Consider the following 17,612-nt stretch of genomic DNA (forward strand, 5'->3'; position numbering starts at 1 on the left):
GCCCGGTCAGCCGAGCTTCGACACGTCGCGGACCGCGCCTCGGTCGGCGCTGGTGGCCATCGCCGCGTAGGCGCGCAGCGCGGCGGAGACCTTGCGTTCGCGGTTCTTCGGCGCGTACACGCCGCCCAGAGCCTCGCGCCGGGTCGCCAACTCGGCCTCGGGGACGAGGAGTTCGATCGTACGGCCCGGGATGTCGATCCGGATGCGGTCGCCGTCCTCGACCAGCGCGATGGTGCCGCCGGACGCCGCCTCGGGCGAGGCATGGCCGATGGACAGGCCGGAGGTGCCGCCGGAGAAGCGGCCGTCGGTGATCAGCGCGCAGGTCTTGCCGAGGCCGCGGCCCTTGAGGAACGACGTCGGGTACAGCATCTCCTGCATGCCGGGGCCGCCCTTGGGGCCCTCGTAGCGGATCACGACCACGTCGCCGTGGGTGATCTCCTTGCGCAGGATCTTGTCGACGGCCTCTTCCTGCGACTCGCAGACCACGGCCGGGCCCTCGAAGGTCCAGATCGACTCGTCGACGCCGGCCGTCTTCACGACGCAGCCGTCCTCGGCGAGGTTGCCGTGCAGGACCGCGAGTCCGCCGTCCTTGCTGTACGCGTGCGCCGCGTCCCGGATGCAGCCCTCGGCGGCGTCGGTGTCCAGGGTGTCCCAGCGCTCGGACTGCGAGAACGCGGTGGCCGAGCGGACGCAGCCGGGGGCCGCGTGCCACAGCTCGACCGCTTCTTCGGACGGGGAGCCGCCGCGCACGTCCCAGGCGTCCAGCCACTCCTTGATGGAGCGGGAGTGGACGGTGTGCACGTCCTCGTTGAGCAGGCCCGCGCGGTACAGCTCGCCGAGGATGGCGGGGATGCCGCCGGCGCGGTGCACGTCCTCCATGTAGTACGTACGGTTCTTGGCGACGTTCGGGGCGACCTTGGCCAGGCACGGGACGCGGCGGCTGATGGCGTCCATGTCGCTGAGGCCGTAGTCGAGCTCGGCCTCCTGGGCGGCGGCCAGCAGGTGCAGGATCGTGTTGGTGGACCCGCCCATCGCGATGTCGAGCGCCATGGCGTTCTCGAACGCGGCGCGGGTCGCGATGGAGCGGGGCAGGACGGTGTGGTCGTCGTCCTCGTAGTGCCGCTTGGTGATCTCCACGACCGTGCGGGCCGCGTTCTCGTACAGGGCGCGGCGGGCGGTGTGGGTCGCCAGGACCGAACCGTTGCCGGGCAGGGAGAGGCCGATCGCCTCGGTCAGGCAGTTCATGGAGTTGGCCGTGAACATGCCGGAGCAGGAGCCGCAGGTGGGACAGGCGTTCTCCTCGATGCGGAGGATGTCCGCGTCGGAGATCTTGTCGTTGACGGCGTCCGAGATCGCGTCGACCAGGTCGAGCGTGCGGACCGTGCCGTCGACCAGGGTCGCCTTGCCGGACTCCATCGGGCCGCCGGAGACGAACACGGTCGGGATGTTGAGGCGGAGCGCCGCCATCAGCATGCCGGGGGTGATCTTGTCGCAGTTGGAGATGCAGATCAGGGCGTCCGCGCAGTGCGCTTCGACCATGTACTCCACGCTGTCCGCGATGAGGTCGCGGGAGGGCAGGCTGTAGAGCATGCCGCCGTGGCCCATCGCGATGCCGTCGTCCACGGCGATGGTGTTGAACTCGCGGGGGACGGCTCCGGCGGCCAGGATCGCCTCGCTGACGATGCGGCCGACCGGGGCGAGGTGGGTGTGGCCCGGCACGAACTCGGTGAAGCTGTTCGCCACGGCGATGATCGGCTTGCCGATGTCCTCGCTCGCTACACCGGAGGCCCGCATAAGGGCGCGGGCGCCCGCCATGTTGCGGCCGTGGGTGACTGTGCGGGACCTCAGCTCGGGCATCGTCGCTCGTCTCCTTCAGACAGGGTGGGCTGTCTGTGAGCCTACGCCGGTGCTCCAAGATTTGGACAGCCTGCCCATATGGCAAGACTCCAGTTCGCCATGTGACCCCCGGGGGCTAGCCCTCGGTCAGGTACCGCTGGAGGGTGGGGCCCACCAGGCCCACGATGGTCTCCGGGTCCGCCGAGGCCAGCGGTTCCACCTCCAGTACGTACCGCATGATCGCGATCCCGATCATGTGGGACGCCGCCAGTTCCGCGCGGAAGCGGGGGTCGGGGACCTTCAGGTCGGCCGCCACCCGTTCCAGCAGGCGGCGCAGCACGAACCCCCGCAGGACCTTCGCCGCCGCCTCGTGGGTAAGCGCCGAGCGGATCACGGCGATCAGCGGGGCGCGCGTCGCCGGGTTCTCCCAGACGGACAGGAAGTAGCGGGCCAGGCGTTCGCCCACGCCGTCGAGGTCGTGGCCGAGGACCGCCGACAGCGTCAGGGCCGGTTCGAAGTCCACCTCGACGGCCGCCGCGAAGACCTCTTCCTTCGTGCCGAAGTAGTGGTGCACGAGCGCCGCGTCGACCCCGGCCGCCTTGGCGATGCCGCGCACCGACGTCTTGTCGTAGCCCCGGCCGGAGAACTCGGCTCGGGCGGCGGCCAGGATGCGTTCGCGCGTGCCGGGGCCCGCATCGACGGTGGCCCGCGGCGGCCGGCCGCGGCGGCGCGGGGTGGCCCGGCCCGGGTCCGTACCGTCCGGGGAGCCGGTCATGCGCGGCGGGCCGGCGCGGACGCCAGGTGCAGCCGGGTGAAGGCGAGCGCCTCGGCGAGGTCGGCCTCGCGTTCGGCTGCGGACATGGCGCGGCGGGTGTTGACCTCGATGACGACGTGACCGCCGAAGCCGGTCAGGGCCAGCTGTTCGAGGAGCTCGGCGCACGGCTGGGTGCCGCGGCCCGGCACCAGGTGCTCGTCCTTCGCCGAGCCGCGCCCGTCGGCGAGGTGCACATGGGCGAGCCGGTCGCCCATCCGGTCGACCATGGCCATCGCGTCCGCACGGGAGGTCGCGGCGTGCGAGAGGTCGATCGTGAAGTTGCGGTAGTCGTCCTTGGTGACGTCCCAGTCGGGGGCGTACGCCAGCATTTCGCGGTCCCGGTAGCGCCACGGGTACATGTTCTCGACGGCGAATCTGACGTCGGTCTCGTCGGCCATCCGCCAGATGCCGTTGACGAAGTCCCGGGAGTACTGGCGCTGCCAGCGGAACGGCGGATGGACCACCACCGTGGAGGCGCCGAGCCGCTCCGCCGCCGACCGGGCCCGCTGGAGCTTGACCCAGGGGTCGGTGGACCAGACCCGCTGGGTGATCAGCAGACACGGGGCGTGGACGGCCAGGATCGGCACCTGGTGGTAGTCGGAGAGCCGCCGCAGGGCCTCGATGTCCTGGCTGACGGGGTCGGTCCAGACCATCACCTCGACACCGTCGTAGCCCAGGCGTGCGGCGATCTCGAAGGCCGTCGCCGTCGACTCCGGATAGACCGAGGCCGTCGACAGGGCGACCTTCGCATCCGGGATGCGCACCACTGGATCTGCCACGGAGACAGGGTACGGGCCGCCACCGCTCGTCGGGGAGGCGGTCCGGCGAGCCCGACGAACGTCACACTCGGCGCTCACCCGGAACCGGTCACCCCACCGGAAGGTGGTCGAGGTGGCGCAGGATCACGCCCTCGCGCAGCGCCCAGGGGCAGACTTCCAGCTCATCCACCTCGAAGAGGTCCATCGCGCCCTCCGCGACGAGCGCCCCGGCGAGCAGCTGGCGCGCCCGGCCCTCGGAGACGCCGGGCAGCGTGGTGCGCTGCTCGACCGTCATGGCGGCGAGCTTGGGCACCCACTCCTCCAGTGAGTTACGACTCAAAGTGCGCTGGACGTAGGCCCCCTCGCTCGACCGTGCGGCCCCCGCGATCCGGGCGAGCTGCTTGAACGTCTTCGACGTGGCGACGACGTGGTCGGGCCGCCCCGAGCGCGCGAACTCGCCGACGGTTCCGGCGATCTGGGCCCGTACGTGCCGGCGCAGGGCCCGTACGTCGGCCGGGTCCGGCGGGTCGCCCGGCAGCCAGCCCGCGGTCAGCCGGCCGGCGCCCAGCGGCAGCGAGACCGCCGCACCGGGTTCCTCGTCGATGCCGTACGCGACTTCCAGGGAGCCGCCGCCGATGTCGAGCAGCAGCAGTTTTCCGGCCGACCAGCCGTACCAGCGGCGGGCGGCCAGGAAGGTGAGCCGGGCTTCCTCCTCGCCGGACAGGACCGGCAGCTCGACGCCGGTCTCGTCGCGGACGCGGGCGATCACCTGGTCGATGTTGCTGGCCTCGCGGACCGCGGAGGTCGCGAAGGGCAGCAGTTCCTGGACGCCCTTGTCCTCGGCGGACAGCAGCGCGCCACTGATCGTGGCGACCAGCCGGTCGATGCCCTCGGGTCCGATCGCACCGTCCCCGTCGAGGAGTTCGGCGAGCCGCAGCTCGGCCTTGTGCGAGTGCGCGGGCAGCGGCGCGGCACCGGCGTGCGCGTCCACCACCAGCAGATGAACCGTGTTCGACCCCACATCGAGGACTCCGAGTCTCATGGAGTGAACGCTACTGCGCGTGCGGACACGGCCTCGGACATACGCTTGAGGTGTGCCAAAGACGAAAAAGGCGAAGCCGGGCAAAGCCAAGGCCGCGAAGAACCCCGCCCCACCGGTTCAGGACGAGCAGGGGATCGACTTCCCGCGCGCCTGGGTCGAATTCCCCGACCCCGCCGACGACGAGCAGGTCTTCCGCTGCGATCTGACGTGGCTGACCTCACGGTGGACCTGCATCTTCGGCAGCGGCTGCCAGGGCATCGAGGCGGGCCGCGCCGACGACGGCTGCTGCACGCTCGGCGCCCACTTCTCCGACAAGGACGACGAGAAGCGGGTGGCCGGGCATGTGGCGCGGCTCACCCCGGAGCTGTGGCAGTTCCACGACGTGGGCACCGAGTCGGGCTGGATCCAGACCGACGAGGACGGCGACCGCCAGACCCGCCGCTGGGAGGGCTCCTGCATCTTCCAGAACCGGCCGGGCTTCCCGGGCGGCGCCGGCTGCTCGCTGCACATCCTGGCCCTCAAGGAGGGCAAGGAGCCCCTTGAGACCAAGCCCGACGTGTGCTGGCAGCTGCCGGTGCGCCGGACGTACGACTGGATCGAGCGGCCCGACGACACCAAGGTGCTGCAGATCTCGATCGGCGAGTACGACCGCCGCGGCTGGGGCCCCGGCGGCCACGACCTGCACTGGTGGTGCACCTCGGCGACGTCCGCACACGGCGCGGGCGAGCCGGTGTACGTGACGTACAAGCCGGAGCTCACCGAGCTGATGGGCGAGGAGGCGTACGCCGTCCTCGTCGAGCAGTGCGAGGCGCGGCTCGCCTCGCAGCTGCCGCTGGTCGCGCCGCACCCCGCCGATCCCGCGCGGTAAGCAGGCCTACGCGGTACGGGAGTTGACCCCAAGCCCGGTCAGCCGGTGTGGCCGGCCGGGGGTGCCGGCGGGGTCTGTGTCGGCGAGGCGGGTGGGGTCGGCGTGGGGCTCGACGTCGGCTGCGAGGGCGTGGGCGCCGGGCTCGACGGTGGCGGCGTGGGCGGGAGCGAGGCGGACGCGCTGGATCCCGGCGGGCCGGGGTGGCCCGGGTGGCCGGGGTGGCCGGGGTCGGGCGCGGACGGCGGGGTGAGGGGGGTGCCGTCGCCGGAGATGCGTACCGCGGCGCCCGAGGGCGCCACCTCGACCCGCACCGACCAGGAGCGGTGCGGCTCCACGGCGTGCTCGACCCGGATGTAGACGGTGACGCTCCGGCCGGGCGCGAGCTTGCCCGCGCTCTGGCTGAAGGAGAGCCAGGGGGCGCGGCTGCGCAGCGACCAGTCGACGGGCGAGCCGCCGGTCGAGGTGAGGGTGAGCACGGTCGTGTCGCCCGCCGAGCTCGCCGCGACGGCGAGCCGGCCGGGGCCCGCGGGGGCGGCCGAGGGGCTGATGACCTCGACGGAGACGTCCGGGGCGCGGCTGCCGGCGGTGAAGCGGCCTTCGGGTTCGCTGCGGGCGTTGCCCGCGTTCTCGTACCGGTCGTACGGGTGCCCGTTCAGGCCGGCGGGAGTGTCGGCCTCGCTCGCGGTGACCTTCGCGCCGCCTTGGGTCTCCCCCGTGGACGGGGCTCCGCGGTAGGCGGCCCAGAGTGCGAAGACGGGCGCGGCGACGACGGTGGCGACGACGGTGGTGGTGACCGCCCTCGCGCGCAGCCGGTCGCGCCGGGCCGCCCGGTCCTTGGGGTCCATCGGGAACCCGGTGCGGTCGAAGCGCGGGGCCCCGCCGCGCGTCCGCGGCACGTGCAGCATCGCGGCGTGCGCGGCGGCCCGCGGCGCCTGAGCCAGCGGCAGCGCGGCCGGGGTGACGGTCGAGCCGGGCCAGGGGCCGCCCGCGTCCGCGCGTTCGGCGGCGCGACGGCAGCGGGGGCAGTCGTCCACGTGCCGGACCAGTTCGCGGCGCAGCGCCGCGGACAGCAACACCTGGTGGTCGCCGGTCAGTTGGGCGACCGACGGGCAGCCGCCGGTCTCCACGACGGCGAGCGCGGCCCGGGTCCGCTCGACCTCGCAGGCGCCCGCGGCGAGCAGTTCGCGGGCGGCCGGGTAGGTCATGCCGAGCACCGAGGCGACCTCGCGGGCGCCGAGCTGGTGGCGGACCGCGAGTTCGAGGGCCTCGCGCTGCTCGGGGGTGGTGCCGGCGGCCTCGGGCCAGGCGAGCAGGGCGAGTTCGCGGCGGCGGCGCTCCTGCTCCTCCTCACCGATCGCGGCGGCGGGGGTTTCCTCGGGCACGCGTCCGGTGTGGGCGCCCTGCCGGTTGCGCCTGCGCTCGGCCAGCTTGCGCAGACAGGCCCAGCGGGCCAGCGCGTACAGCCACGCCTTGCGTTCGGCCTCGCCCTGGGGGCAGCGCGCGTACTGGCGCTCGGACACGGCGAGCATGTCGCCGAGCGCGGCGATCGCCTCGTCGTGGTCGCACAGGACGGACAGACAGTAGGTGAACAGGCCGTCGAGGTACGCCTCGTAACGCGCGGGCGGGCGCTGGGTCAACGTGCGGGGCGCCCGGTGTGCGCCGGTGTTGTGCGCTGGCTGATCCAGTCTGCTGCTCGTCACCCGAGCGACCGTAGGGGGAGGATCGAGGGTTCTTCGTACCGGTTGCGCACAATTAATCCTTACGGGTGAACGTATCCCTCAAAAGGGGACAGGAACCTGGTCTTCCACGGCATTCCATGGCAGACCGATCACGCACAGTTCCAACGGCCGCAAGCAGCCGGAACGGCGGCCTGCGGGCCAGGACCACCCGAACGGCGGGGCGCGGAAAAGCGGCCCCCGCGCCGGGCAGGCACAAGGCCCCTCGCAACACGGGCCCGGCGGCAACCGCGGCACCCCTGCCGGGCGGCGTGGGTGGCGGCCCGTACGGGAGTGTCAGTGGCCCCCTATACGGTGACGCCATGGCTGCCCGTACGAAATCCGCGAAGGACCGGCCGTCCTACCGCTGCACCGAATGCGGCTGGACCACCGCCAAGTGGCTCGGCCGTTGCCCCGAGTGCCAGGCCTGGGGGACGGTCGAGGAGTACGGCGCGCCCGCGGTTCGCACCACGGCGGCGGGCCGGGTCTCGACCGCCGCCCTGCCCATCAGCCAGGTGGACGGCCGCCAGGCGACCGCCCGCACCACCGGCGTCGACGAGCTCGACCGGGTGCTCGGCGGCGGCCTGGTGCCCGGCGCGGTCGTCCTGCTCGCGGGCGAGCCCGGCGTCGGCAAGTCCACGCTGCTCCTGGACGTGGCGGCGAAGGCTGCCTCCGACGACCACCGCACGCTGTACATCACGGGCGAGGAGTCGGCGAGCCAGGTCAGGCTGCGCGCCGACCGCATCAAGGCGCTCAGCGACCACCTCTATCTGGCCGCCGAGACCGACCTGTCCGCCGTCCTCGGCCACCTGGACGCGGTGAAGCCGTCCCTGCTCGTCCTGGACTCGGTGCAGACCGTCGCCTCCCCCGAGATCGACGGCGCCCCCGGCGGCATGGCCCAGGTCCGCGAGGTCGCGGGCGCCCTGATCCGCGCTTCCAAGGAGCGCGGCATGTCCACGCTCCTGGTCGGCCACGTCACCAAGGACGGCGCGATCGCGGGCCCGCGCCTGCTTGAGCACCTGGTCGACGTGGTCCTCTCCTTCGAGGGCGACCGCCACGCGCGGCTCCGTCTCGTGCGAGGCGTCAAGAACCGCTACGGGGCGACCGACGAGGTGGGCTGCTTCGAGCTGCACGACGAGGGCATCACCGGACTCGCCGACCCCAGCGGCCTGTTCCTCACCCGGCGCGACGTGGCCGTGCCCGGCACCTGCCTGACGGTCACCCTGGAGGGCCGCCGCCCGCTGGTCGCCGAGGTGCAGGCGCTCACGGTCGACTCGCAGATCCCCTCCCCGCGCCGCACCACCTCGGGCCTGGAGACCTCCCGCGTCTCGATGATGCTCGCGGTGCTCGAACAGCGGGGCCGCATCACCGCGCTCGGCAAGCGCGACATCTACAGCGCGACGGTCGGCGGCGTGAAGCTCTCCGAGCCCGCCGCGGACCTGGCGGTCGCCCTGGCCCTGGCCTCGGCGGCCAGCGACACTCCCCTGCCCAAGAACCTGGTGGCGATCGGCGAGGTGGGCCTGGCGGGCGAGGTCAGGAGGGTCACCGGGGTGCAGCGCCGGCTGGCCGAGGCGCACCGGCTCGGCTTCACCCACGCTCTGGTGCCGACCGACCCGGGCAAGGTCCCGGCCGGTATGAAGGTCACGGAAGTCGCCGACATGGGTGACGCGCTGCGGGTGCTCCCGCGCGGGCGTCGTGCACAGGCCCCACAGGGGGAGTAGCCGCGCCGGTAGACTTTGCCCTGGTCTCGCCCGTCCGTACGAGCAGTACCCGAGCAGTACGCGCCGTATGAGCAACACCGGAGGAGTGCAGTGGCAGCCAACGACCGGGCATCAGCACCCGGAAAGTCCGGCACAGGCTCCGGTAACGAAGCGCTGATGCGCGCCGCCCTGAGCGCCGTCGCGCCCGGCACGGCGCTCCGCGACGGCCTGGAGCGCATCCTGCGCGGCAACACCGGCGGTCTGATCGTCCTGGGTCTGGACAAGACCGTCGACTCGATGTGCACCGGCGGCTTCGTCCTGGACGTCGAGTTCGCCGCGACGCGCCTTCGCGAGCTGTGCAAGCTCGACGGCGCGCTGGTCCTCGACAAGGACATCACCAAGATCCACCGGGCCGGTGTGCAGCTGGTCCCCGACGCCGACATCCCCACCGAGGAGACCGGCACCCGCCACCGCACCGCCGACCGCGTCTCCAAGCAGTGCAACTACCCGGTCGTCTCGGTCTCCCAGTCGATGCGCCTGATCGCGCTGTACGTGAACGGGGAGCGCCGGGTCCTGGAGGAGTCGGCGGCGATCCTGTCCCGCGCCAATCAGGCCCTCGCGACCCTGGAGCGCTACAAGCTCCGCCTGGACGAGGTGGCGGGCACGCTGTCCGCGCTTGAGATCGAGGACCTGGTGACGGTCCGGGACGTCACGGCGGTGGCCCAGCGTCTTGAGATGGTGCGCCGCATCGCGACGGAGATCGCGGAGTACGTGGTCGAGCTGGGCACGGACGGGCGGCTGCTCTCCCTCCAGCTGGACGAGCTGATCGCGGGTGTCGAGCCCGAGCGCGAGCTGGTGGTGCGGGACTACGTGCCCGAGCCCACCGCCAAGCGGTCGCGCACGGTGGACGAGGCGCTGCGCGAACTCAACGACCTCACACATGCCGAGCTCCTCGAACTGCCCATAGTGGCAAGGGCGTTGGGCTACAGCGGTTCGCCCGAGACGCTGGACTCGGCGGTGTCGCCGCGCGGCTACCGCCTCCTCGCGAAGGTGCCGCGGCTGCCGGGCGCGATCATCGAGCGCCTGGTCGAGCACTTCGGCGGCCTCCAGAAGCTGCTCGCCGCCTCGGTGGACGACCTCCAGACCGTCGACGGCGTCGGCGAGGCGCGAGCGCGGAGCGTGCGCGAGGGCCTGTCCAGGCTGGCCGAGTCCTCCATCCTGGAGCGGTACGTGTAGCCGGCGCGGGCGGGGCTAGTCCTGGGCCAGGGAGAAGGACGCCCTCGCCACCGGGAGGCCGGGGAAGTGGGCCTCCAGGAGATAGGTGCCGGGGGGCACTGAGCCGGCCGGCGGGGTCGCGCAGCTCGGCGCGGACTTCGTGCGGTCCCACTCCACGGTGTGGACGATCGTGTCGTCCCCCGGCACCTCGAAGAACACGCTGCCGTTCCCGACCGCGCAGTCGTCCGTCGACCACACCCGGTCGTTGCCGGTGGAGGTGACCGTCACGACTGCCCCCTTCGGCCCGAGGTCCGCCTTGCAGGTGGAGGCCGAGTTGTTCTTGAGGACGACTTCGAGCCGCGGCTTCTCCACCGGTGCGTACGCCGTCTTGCTGCTGCGGAGCGTCAGCGTCAGCGACCCCGGCGCGCAGGTCGGCAGCTCGGACCCGGCCGGCACCTGACGGCCGGTGTTGCCGCCACCGCCCGAACTCCCGCTCCCGGAACCGGAGTCGGAGCCCGACGAGCCGGCACTCGCACCGCCACCACCGGAGTTGGCGCCACCCGAGCCGCCCGAACCACCCGAGCCGCCCGAACCACCCGAGCCGCCCGAACCACCGGAACCGCCCGAGCCGCCGGAGCCGCCCGAACCGCTGGACTCGTCGCGGCCGCCGGGCGCGGTGCTGACGGCGGGTCCGGAGCCGGAGGGGCCCGGCGTGATGGAGTGCGTGGGTTGCGGGCCCTTGTCGTTGCCGCTGCTCTTGTTGCCGCTGCCACCACCGGAGGTGACGACCCACAGGACGATGATCGCGATCAGTGCGATCAAGGACAGCGCGACTGCCCTCCGTCGCCAGTAGATGGAGGAGGGAAGCGGCCCGACCGGATTGCGCAGAGATCCCACGCACCGAACCTTACGAGAGATCGCGGCCAACTCCCGCCCCACCCGCCGCCTCTCGTCCCAAGTTTTCCGGATCATCATCACGGAGGGCGGCGGTCGGGGGCGGGGCGGCGGCCCCGGTCGCCCGCGATGAGCTCGCACCGATGATTCATACTGTCCGTCACCATGGATAGTGAGCTCTACCGCAACATCACCGACTTCGCCCACGACATGCCGTCGTGGGTGCAGCACATCGTCGAGGTCTGGACGGAGTACGGCCTGCTCCTGTTCGGCGTGCTGTTCGTCGTCGCCTGGTGGCGGGCCCGGCGCCGCGACACGACGTCCCTCGCGCTCGCCCTGCTCGCCCCGCTGGCGACGGCGGCCGCCTACGTGTGCAGCGAGGTGCTCAAGTCGGTGATCGACGAGGAACGGCCCTGCCGCGCCGTGGCGGGGGCGGCGACCTCGCTGATCGCCTGCCCGGTCAACGGCGACTGGTCGTTCCCGTCCAACCACGCCACCATCGCGGGCGCCGCCGCCCTCGCGCTGGCGCTCGCCTGGTCCCGGATCTGGCTGCTCACCGTGCCGATGGCGCTGGCGATGGCCTTCTCACGGGTGTTCGTCGGGGTGCACTACCCCCACGACGTGGCGGTCGGCCTGGCGCTCGGCGTGGTCGTCGCGCTGCTGGTCGTCAAGGTGGGCACCCGGCCCGCGCTGGCGCTGGCGGAGTCGATGCGTACGAGCGACATCTCGGCCGTCGCCGGGTTCGCCGGACCCGGCGCGCGCCAGCACGCCCGGCAGCACGCGCGCCGCTGAGCCCCCTCGTGCTCCCCCTTCGGGCGCCGAACGTGCCAGGATCGGATCTGCGATGAAGATTCTGCCGACGATGCCCACCGTGTCCACGAACGCGACGACCGAGCCCGCCGTCCTCCACGAATCCGTCATCGGCTGGTTCGGCGAGCACGCCCGCGACCTGCCCTGGCGGCGCCCCGAGGCAGGCGCCTGGGGCGTGATGGTCAGCGAGTTCATGCTCCAGCAGACCCCGGTCAACCGGGTGCTGCCGGTGTACGAGCAGTGGCTGGCGCGCTGGCCGCGCCCCGCCGACCTGGCCGCCGAGGCGCCCGGCGAGGCGGTGCGCGCCTGGGGCCGGCTCGGCTATCCGCGCCGCGCGCTGCGGCTGCACGGCGCGGCTCTCGCCATAACGGAGCGGCACGGCGGCGACGTACCGGCCAATCACGGTCAGCTGCTCGCGCTGCCGGGCATCGGCGAGTACACGGCGGCCGCGGTCGCCTCGTTCGCGTACGGGCAGCGCCACGCGGTCCTCGACACCAACGTCCGCCGGGTCTTCGCGCGCGCCGTCACCGGGGTGCAGTACCCGCCGACCGCCACCACCGCGGCCGAGCGGCACCTGGCCCGCGCGCTGCTGCCCGAGGACGAGGCCACGGCGGCCCGCTGGGCGGCGGCCTCCATGGAGCTCGGCGCGCTGGTCTGCACGGCGAAGAACGAGACGTGCGCACGCTGCCCGATCGCCGCGCAGTGCGCCTGGCGGCTGGCCGGGAAGCCCGCCCACCAGGGCCCGGCGCGGCGCGGGCAGACGTACGCGGGCACCGACCGGCAGGTGCGCGGCCGGTTGCTCGCGGTGCTGCGCGAGGCCACCGACCCCGTACCGCAGTCGGCGCTCGACGCGGTGTGGCACGAGCCGGTGCAGCGCGCCAGGGCGCTCGACACCCTCGTCGCGGACGGTCTCGTGGAGCCCCTCGACGGCGGTTACTACCGGCTGCCGCACTCCTGAACCCGGCGTGTCCGAGTGTGCCCGTTACGCCCGGAACAGCGGCGTTACCCCTGGAAAACGGCGGTAAACCTCGGCTGTTACACAACCGATGGCTCTCCGTGCGTCGGCCGACGGCTCCTCCGCACAGCCCCGTGACAAGCGCTCCGTAGGTTCATTCACGTAAGCGACCAGCAGGACGAGCGGGACCAGCTCGCGGGGATGACGGAGGCGGTTGGGTATGGCGCAGGGCGAGGTGCTTGAGTTCGAGGAGTACGTACGCACCCGGCAGGACGCGCTTCTTCGGAGTGCCCGGCGGCTCGTTCCGGACCCGGTGGACGCACAGGACCTGCTCCAGACCGCGCTGGCCCGCACCTACGGCCGCTGGGACGGCATCGCCGACAAGACGCTCGCCGACGCCTACCTGCGCCGGGTCATGATCAACACCCGGACCGAGTGGTGGCGGGCCCGCAAGCTCGAAGAGGTTCCGACCGAGCAGCTGCCCGACGCCCGCGTCGAGGACGGCTCCGAGCAGCGCGCCGACCGCGCCCTGCTGATGGACGTCCTCAAGGTGCTCGCCCCCAAGCAGCGCAGCGTCGTCGTGCTGCGGCACTGGGAGCAGATGAGCACCGAGGAGACCGCGGCGGCGCTCGGCATGTCGGCCGGCACCGTCAAGAGCACGCTGCACCGCGCGCTGGCCCGGCTCCGCCAGGAGCTGGAGAGCCGCGAGCTCGATTTCCGTGCCCTGGAGCACGGCACCGTGCGCGAGGTAAAGGGGCGGGAGCGGTGCGCGGCCTGAACAGGGGCAACGGGGGCGCTCTGACGGCGGGGACCACGGCACTGGCCGGGCTCTCCGCCCTTGGGCTGCTCATGGCCGGGTGCTCCACGGGCGGCACCGGCACCCGCGACGAGGGAGCGGCTCCGCGCAGCGACAAGACGGCCCACGCCACGCCGTCGCCCAGCGCGTCGAGCCCGGCCCCGTTCGCCAAGGTCGACCCGGTACGGCTGCTCAAGGACGATCCGAAGGTCAGCGCCCAGGTCAAGGCCGGCCTCAAGCCCTGCACCAAGGACGAGTACCCGGTCGACGTGACGTACGGGCACCTGACCGGCGCGAGCGGCCAGGACGTGATCGTGAACGTCATGAACTGCTCCGACGCCGTCGGCCTCGGCTCGTACGTCTACCACTCCTCGGGAGCCTCGTACAGCAACGTCTTCACCGCGGAGGAAGCTCCGGTCTACGCCGAGATCGACCGGGGCGAGCTGGTGGTGACCCGGCAGATGTACGCACCGGGCGACAAGCCGGCCTTCGCGTCCAGCGAGATCGTCACCACCTACCGCTGGTCGGGCACCAAGTTCGCCCAGCAGGACGAGGTGGAGAACGACTACAGCAAGGCGGCCGGCGGCAACGAGACCATGGCGCCGGTGCCCGCCTCGCCCTGACCGTGCAGCGGGGGCGGCCACCGTCGGTACGGTCATGCCGCAGACTGGTTACCGCGCCCGGATCCACCGCACGACCGCCGGGCGCCGGAAACGACCACCGGAGAACTGAGAGAGCAGCGCGATGGCCGAGACCCATGTTCTGTTCGTCGAGGACGACGACGTCATCCGTGAAGCCACCCAGCTGGCCCTTGAGCGGGACGGCTTCACCGTGACGGCCATGCCCGACGGGCTCTCCGGCCTGGAGGCGTTCCGCGCCGACCGGCCGGACATCGCGCTGCTCGACGTGATGCTGCCGGGCCTGGACGGCGTGAGCCTGTGCCGCCGGATCCGCGACGAGTCGACCGTGCCTGTGATCATGCTGTCCGCGCGCGCCGACTCCATCGACGTCGTCCTCGGCCTGGAGGCCGGGGCGGACGACTACGTCACCAAGCCCTTCGACGGCGCCGTCCTGGTCGCCCGGATCCGCGCCGTGCTGCGCCGCTTCGGCCACGCGGGCGGGCCCGGCGCCGTCGAGACGCCCGAGGAGGCGCCCGAGCGCGGGGTGCTCGCCTTCGGCGACATCGAGATCGACACCGAGGGCATGGAGGTCCGCAAGCGCGGCGAGACCGTCGGCTTGACCCCGACCGAGATGCGGCTGCTGCTGGAGTTCTCCACGGCGCCCGGCACCGTCCTGTCCCGCGACAAGCTCCTGGAGCGGGTCTGGGACTACGGCTGGGGCGGCGACACCCGGGTGGTGGACGTGCACGTCCAGCGGCTGCGCACCAAGATCGGGCAGGACCGGATCGAGACCGTCCGTGGCTTCGGCTACAAGTTGAAGGCGTGACGCGCCGATGAGGCGCTTCGCCCCGCGCACCGGCATCCGGCGGCTCCGTCCCCCGGGGGCCCACCCCCGGACCCCCGGCCACGCCCCCCGCCCGGCCCGGCCCGAACAGGAGCACGTCGCATGAGGCGCTTCGCCTTGCGCACCGGCATCCGGTGGAAGATCAGCATCGCGATCACGGCGGTCGGCGCGCTCACCGTGATGGCGCTGAGCCTCGTCGTGCACAACGCGGCGCGCGTCTCGATGCTCGACAACGCCCGCGAAGTGCAGGTCGAGCGGCTCAACTTCGCGCAGAACTACTACGAGACCAGCAACAAGCGGGTCCGCTTCGGCACCAAGCTCAACGATCCCGCCCTGCCGCCCGAGCTGAAGGCCAAGGCCCTCCAGGGGCGCAAGGTCTCCTCCGTGCAGGACCACGACAGCGGCTCGCCCGACATCTGGGCCGCCGTGCCCGTGGGCAACGGCGACGTCCTGTCGCTGCACTCCAGCTTCACCGACCGCAGCTCCAGCGTGATAGCCGACCTCGACCGTGCCCTGGTCATCGGCTCGGTCGCGGTCGTCTTCGGCGGCTGCGCGCTCGGCATCCTCATCGGCGGCCAGATCTCGCGCCGGCTGCGCAAGGCGGCCGACGCCGCGGGCAAGGTCGCCGAGGGCAACACGGAGGTACGGGTACGGGACGCCATCGGAGGCTTCGTACGCGACGAGACCGACGAGCTCGCCCGCGCCGTCGACGCGCTCACCGACGCGCTCCAGGAGCGCATCGAGGCCGAACGCCGGGTCACCGCGGACATCGCGCACGAGCTGCGCACCCCGGTCACCGGTCTGCTCACCGCCGCCGAACTGCTGCCGCCCGGCCGCCCCACCGAGCTGGTGCGCAACCGGGCGCAGGCCATGCGCACCCTGGTCGAGGACGTGCTTGAGGTGGCCCGGCTCGACAGCGCGTCCGAGCGGGCCGAGCTCCAGGAGATCGCGCTGGGCGAGTTCGTCACCCGGCGCATCGCCGTGTTCGACCCCGAGGTGAAGGTGCGGGTCGTCCACGAGTCCTCGGTCAGCACCGACCCGCGCCGCCTGGAACGCATTGTGGGCAACCTGCTCGGCAATGCCGCCAAGCACGGCAAGGGACCGGTGGAGGTGACCGTCGAGGGCCGGGTCGTACGGATCCGCGACCACGGCCCCGGCTTCCCCGAGGCGCTGTTGCGCGACGGGCCGAGCCGGTTCCGCACCGGGTCGAGCGACCGGGCGGGCAACGGCCACGGCCTGGGACTGACGATCGCCGCGGGTCAGGCCAAGGTGCTCGGCGCCCGGCTCACCTTCCGCAACGCCGCGCCGGAGGGCACGTCCGGCGCCGCGGGCACCGGCGGGGCGATCGCCGTGCTCTGGCTGCCCGAACACGCCCCGACGAACACGGGCAGCTTCCCGGCCCAGCCGCCGGGCGGGCAGGCGCGGTAGGGGGCGGCAGGGCGACCCGCCCCGCGCTCATCGAAAATCGGGAAGGCGCCAACGGCCCTCAGCGACAAGACTGTTGACCATGCATGCGGGCGAGCACACTTCCCCCCTCCTTCCCGAACCGGCGCCGGTCCGCCGGAAGGAGACCGAACTCCCCTCCCCCGACGACGAGTTGGCGCCCCCCGAGGCCGAGCGGCGGGCCACCTGGTTCGAGTTGTTCTGCGACCTCGTCTTCGTCGCGGCGGTCGGGCAGATCACCCACCGCATCAGCTCCGGACCCACCCTCGGCTCGGTCGCCGCGGCGTCCGCGCTGTTCGTGCCCCTGTGGTGGACCTGGGTGCTGTACGCGGTCCGGGCCAACCGCGCGGACCGGGACGTCACCTCGCACCGCCTTGTCACCATGGCCGGCCTCGCGGCGGTGTGCGGGCTTGGGGTGTTCGTGGGCAGCGTGGGGACCTCCCAGGGCGCGGACACCGGGTTCGCGCTGTCGTACCTGGGCGCCCGGCTCGGCGTCGCGGCGCTGTACGCCCTTGAGGCCCGCCGCGAGCGCGTACTGGTCCCGCTGCTCGCCTCGTTCGGCGCGGGATCGGCCGTCTCGGCGCTGTTCTGGGCGGGCGGCGCGCTGCTCGCCCCGGCCGGGCCGGTGCGGTACGGGAGCTGGGCGGCCGGCATGGCGGTCGATCTGGCCATTCCGCTGCTCTCGGGCCGCCGGATCGCACGGGCCCCGCACCACACGGAGCACCTGCGCGAACGCTTCGGTCTTTTCACCATCATCGTGCTCGGCGAGTCGGTGCTCGGCTTCACCAACGGCCTGGTCAAGGCCCACAGTGCCGGGTCCGCGACGGTGACGGGCGCGGCGGCGTTCGCGCTGTGCGCCTGCCTGTGGTGGTCGTACTTCAGCGCCAGCGGGACCCGGCCGGGCGCGCACGCCGAACTGGCCCGCGATCCAAGGCTGTTGCACACCTACGTCTTCGGGCATCTGCCCGTACAGCTCGGACTCGCGGTGACCGGGGGTGCGGTGGGCACCGCCGTGGTGGGCTCGGCGAACCGGCTCACCACGGCGCTCGCGCTGTGCGTCCTGGGCGGGGTGGCGCTGTTCCTGCTGTCCACGGCGGCGGTCCGGTCGGCCTTCACGGGCGTACGGGACCCGGTGGTGCTGCTCCGCGTGGGGACCGCGCTGTTGATCGCGGCGCTGGTGCCGGTGGCGGGGTCGTTGCCGGTGGCGGTGGTGCTGGCGGTTCCGGCGGGTCTCCTCGGGGTGTCGGTGGCGGCGGAGGGGCCGAGTCACCGGCGCCGCCTGGCCGGGGCGGGCTAGCGGCC

Annotated in this window: 16 protein-coding genes; 10 read left to right on the forward strand and 6 right to left on the reverse strand. The window is 72.7% G+C overall.

Features of this window, described 5'->3' with window-relative positions:
• Positions 1-6: 6 nt before the first annotated feature.
• The 4 genes from ilvD to OG522_RS16440 form a co-directional block, all read right to left on the reverse strand.
• Positions 7-1,857, reverse strand: coding sequence for a dihydroxy-acid dehydratase (gene ilvD / locus OG522_RS16425; protein ID WP_329463719.1), 1,851 nt, complete (start codon positions 1,855-1,857; stop codon positions 7-9).
• A gap of 115 nt (positions 1,858-1,972) precedes the next feature.
• Positions 1,973-2,611, reverse strand: coding sequence for a TetR/AcrR family transcriptional regulator (locus OG522_RS16430; protein WP_329463720.1), 639 nt, complete (start codon positions 2,609-2,611; stop codon positions 1,973-1,975).
• On the reverse strand, positions 2,608-3,429 hold the full coding sequence (locus tag OG522_RS16435; RefSeq protein WP_329463721.1) for a sugar phosphate isomerase/epimerase family protein: 822 nt from the start codon (positions 3,427-3,429) through the stop codon (positions 2,608-2,610). The genes OG522_RS16430 and OG522_RS16435 overlap by 4 nt, the downstream gene beginning before the upstream one ends.
• Before the next feature lie 88 nt (positions 3,430-3,517).
• Positions 3,518-4,450, reverse strand: a complete 933-nt coding sequence (locus OG522_RS16440) for a Ppx/GppA phosphatase family protein (protein ID WP_329463722.1) — start codon at positions 4,448-4,450, stop codon at positions 3,518-3,520.
• A gap of 52 nt (positions 4,451-4,502) precedes the next feature.
• On the opposite strand from OG522_RS16440, the gene OG522_RS16445 reads away from it, so the two are divergent.
• A complete protein-coding gene (locus tag OG522_RS16445) occupies positions 4,503-5,318 on the forward strand; it encodes a hypothetical protein (RefSeq protein WP_382802606.1) in 816 nt (271 codons plus the stop codon).
• A 38-nt stretch (positions 5,319-5,356) separates the two neighbouring features.
• Here the strand turns inward: OG522_RS16445 and OG522_RS16450 are convergent, their stop codons facing one another.
• The gene (locus tag OG522_RS16450; protein ID WP_329463723.1) at positions 5,357-7,018 is read right to left on the reverse strand and encodes a hypothetical protein; all 1,662 of its coding nucleotides are present in this window, start codon (positions 7,016-7,018) and stop codon (positions 5,357-5,359) included.
• Positions 7,019-7,356: 338 nt separating this feature from the next.
• Here OG522_RS16450 and radA point away from each other — a divergent pair, with 338 nt between their 5' ends.
• The gene (radA, locus tag OG522_RS16455; RefSeq protein WP_329463724.1) at positions 7,357-8,754 is read left to right on the forward strand and encodes a DNA repair protein RadA; all 1,398 of its coding nucleotides are present in this window, start codon (positions 7,357-7,359) and stop codon (positions 8,752-8,754) included.
• Positions 8,755-8,844: 90 nt separating this feature from the next.
• Positions 8,845-9,969 (forward strand): DNA integrity scanning diadenylate cyclase DisA, encoded by a 1,125-nt coding sequence (gene disA, locus OG522_RS16460; protein WP_329463725.1) that lies wholly within the window; start codon positions 8,845-8,847, stop codon positions 9,967-9,969.
• A gap of 15 nt (positions 9,970-9,984) precedes the next feature.
• On the opposite strand, the gene OG522_RS16465 is transcribed toward disA, so the two are convergent.
• A complete protein-coding gene (locus OG522_RS16465; protein ID WP_329463726.1) occupies positions 9,985-10,845 on the reverse strand; it encodes a hypothetical protein in 861 nt (286 codons plus the stop codon).
• A 162-nt stretch (positions 10,846-11,007) separates the two neighbouring features.
• On the opposite strand from OG522_RS16465, the gene OG522_RS16470 reads away from it, so the two are divergent.
• The 7 genes from OG522_RS16470 (at position 11,008) to OG522_RS16500 (ending at position 17,607) form a co-directional block, all read left to right on the forward strand.
• Positions 11,008-11,634 (forward strand): phosphatase PAP2 family protein, encoded by a 627-nt coding sequence (locus OG522_RS16470; protein WP_329463727.1) that lies wholly within the window; start codon positions 11,008-11,010, stop codon positions 11,632-11,634.
• 52 nt (positions 11,635-11,686) lie between these two features.
• Positions 11,687-12,610, forward strand: coding sequence for an A/G-specific adenine glycosylase (locus OG522_RS16475; RefSeq protein WP_382802616.1), 924 nt, complete (start codon positions 11,687-11,689; stop codon positions 12,608-12,610).
• Positions 12,611-12,827: 217 nt separating this feature from the next.
• Positions 12,828-13,385, forward strand: coding sequence for a SigE family RNA polymerase sigma factor (locus OG522_RS16480; protein ID WP_329463728.1), 558 nt, complete (start codon positions 12,828-12,830; stop codon positions 13,383-13,385).
• Positions 13,373-14,026 carry a hypothetical protein gene (locus tag OG522_RS16485; protein ID WP_329463729.1) on the forward strand — a complete coding sequence of 218 codons (654 nt, stop codon included), beginning with the start codon at positions 13,373-13,375 and terminating at the stop codon, positions 14,024-14,026. The genes OG522_RS16480 and OG522_RS16485 overlap by 13 nt, the downstream gene beginning before the upstream one ends.
• Positions 14,027-14,147: 121 nt before the next feature.
• Positions 14,148-14,849 (forward strand): two-component system response regulator CseB, encoded by a 702-nt coding sequence (cseB, locus tag OG522_RS16490; protein WP_329463730.1) that lies wholly within the window; start codon positions 14,148-14,150, stop codon positions 14,847-14,849.
• A gap of 120 nt (positions 14,850-14,969) precedes the next feature.
• Complete coding sequence (gene cseC, locus OG522_RS16495) at positions 14,970-16,295, forward strand: two-component system sensor histidine kinase CseC (RefSeq protein WP_329463731.1); 1,326 nt, start codon at positions 14,970-14,972, stop codon at positions 16,293-16,295.
• Between the two features lie 79 nt (positions 16,296-16,374).
• Positions 16,375-17,607, forward strand: coding sequence for a low temperature requirement protein A (locus tag OG522_RS16500; RefSeq protein WP_329463733.1), 1,233 nt, complete (start codon positions 16,375-16,377; stop codon positions 17,605-17,607).
• Positions 17,608-17,612 lie beyond the last annotated feature (5 nt).

It is taken from the genome of Streptomyces sp. NBC_01431 (assembly GCF_036231355.1).
Lineage (GTDB): Bacteria > Actinomycetota > Actinomycetes > Streptomycetales > Streptomycetaceae > Streptomyces.

Coding starts and splice junctions, on each gene's coding strand:
- OG522_RS16470 (WP_329463727.1), top strand. CDS start 11,008: ATGGATAGTGAGCTCTACCGCAACATCACCGACTTCGCCCACGACATG.
- radA (WP_329463724.1), top strand. CDS start 7,357: ATGGCTGCCCGTACGAAATCCGCGAAGGACCGGCCGTCCTACCGCTGC.
- OG522_RS16500 (WP_329463733.1), top strand. CDS start 16,375: ATGCATGCGGGCGAGCACACTTCCCCCCTCCTTCCCGAACCGGCGCCG.
- OG522_RS16440 (WP_329463722.1), bottom strand. CDS start 4,450: ATGAGACTCGGAGTCCTCGATGTGGGGTCGAACACGGTTCATCTGCTG.
- cseC (WP_329463731.1), top strand. CDS start 14,970: ATGAGGCGCTTCGCCTTGCGCACCGGCATCCGGTGGAAGATCAGCATC.
- OG522_RS16480 (WP_329463728.1), top strand. CDS start 12,828: ATGGCGCAGGGCGAGGTGCTTGAGTTCGAGGAGTACGTACGCACCCGG.
- OG522_RS16475 (WP_382802616.1), top strand. CDS start 11,687: ATGAAGATTCTGCCGACGATGCCCACCGTGTCCACGAACGCGACGACC.
- OG522_RS16430 (WP_329463720.1), bottom strand. CDS start 2,611: ATGACCGGCTCCCCGGACGGTACGGACCCGGGCCGGGCCACCCCGCGC.
- ilvD (WP_329463719.1), bottom strand. CDS start 1,857: ATGCCCGAGCTGAGGTCCCGCACAGTCACCCACGGCCGCAACATGGCG.
- cseB (WP_329463730.1), top strand. CDS start 14,148: ATGGCCGAGACCCATGTTCTGTTCGTCGAGGACGACGACGTCATCCGT.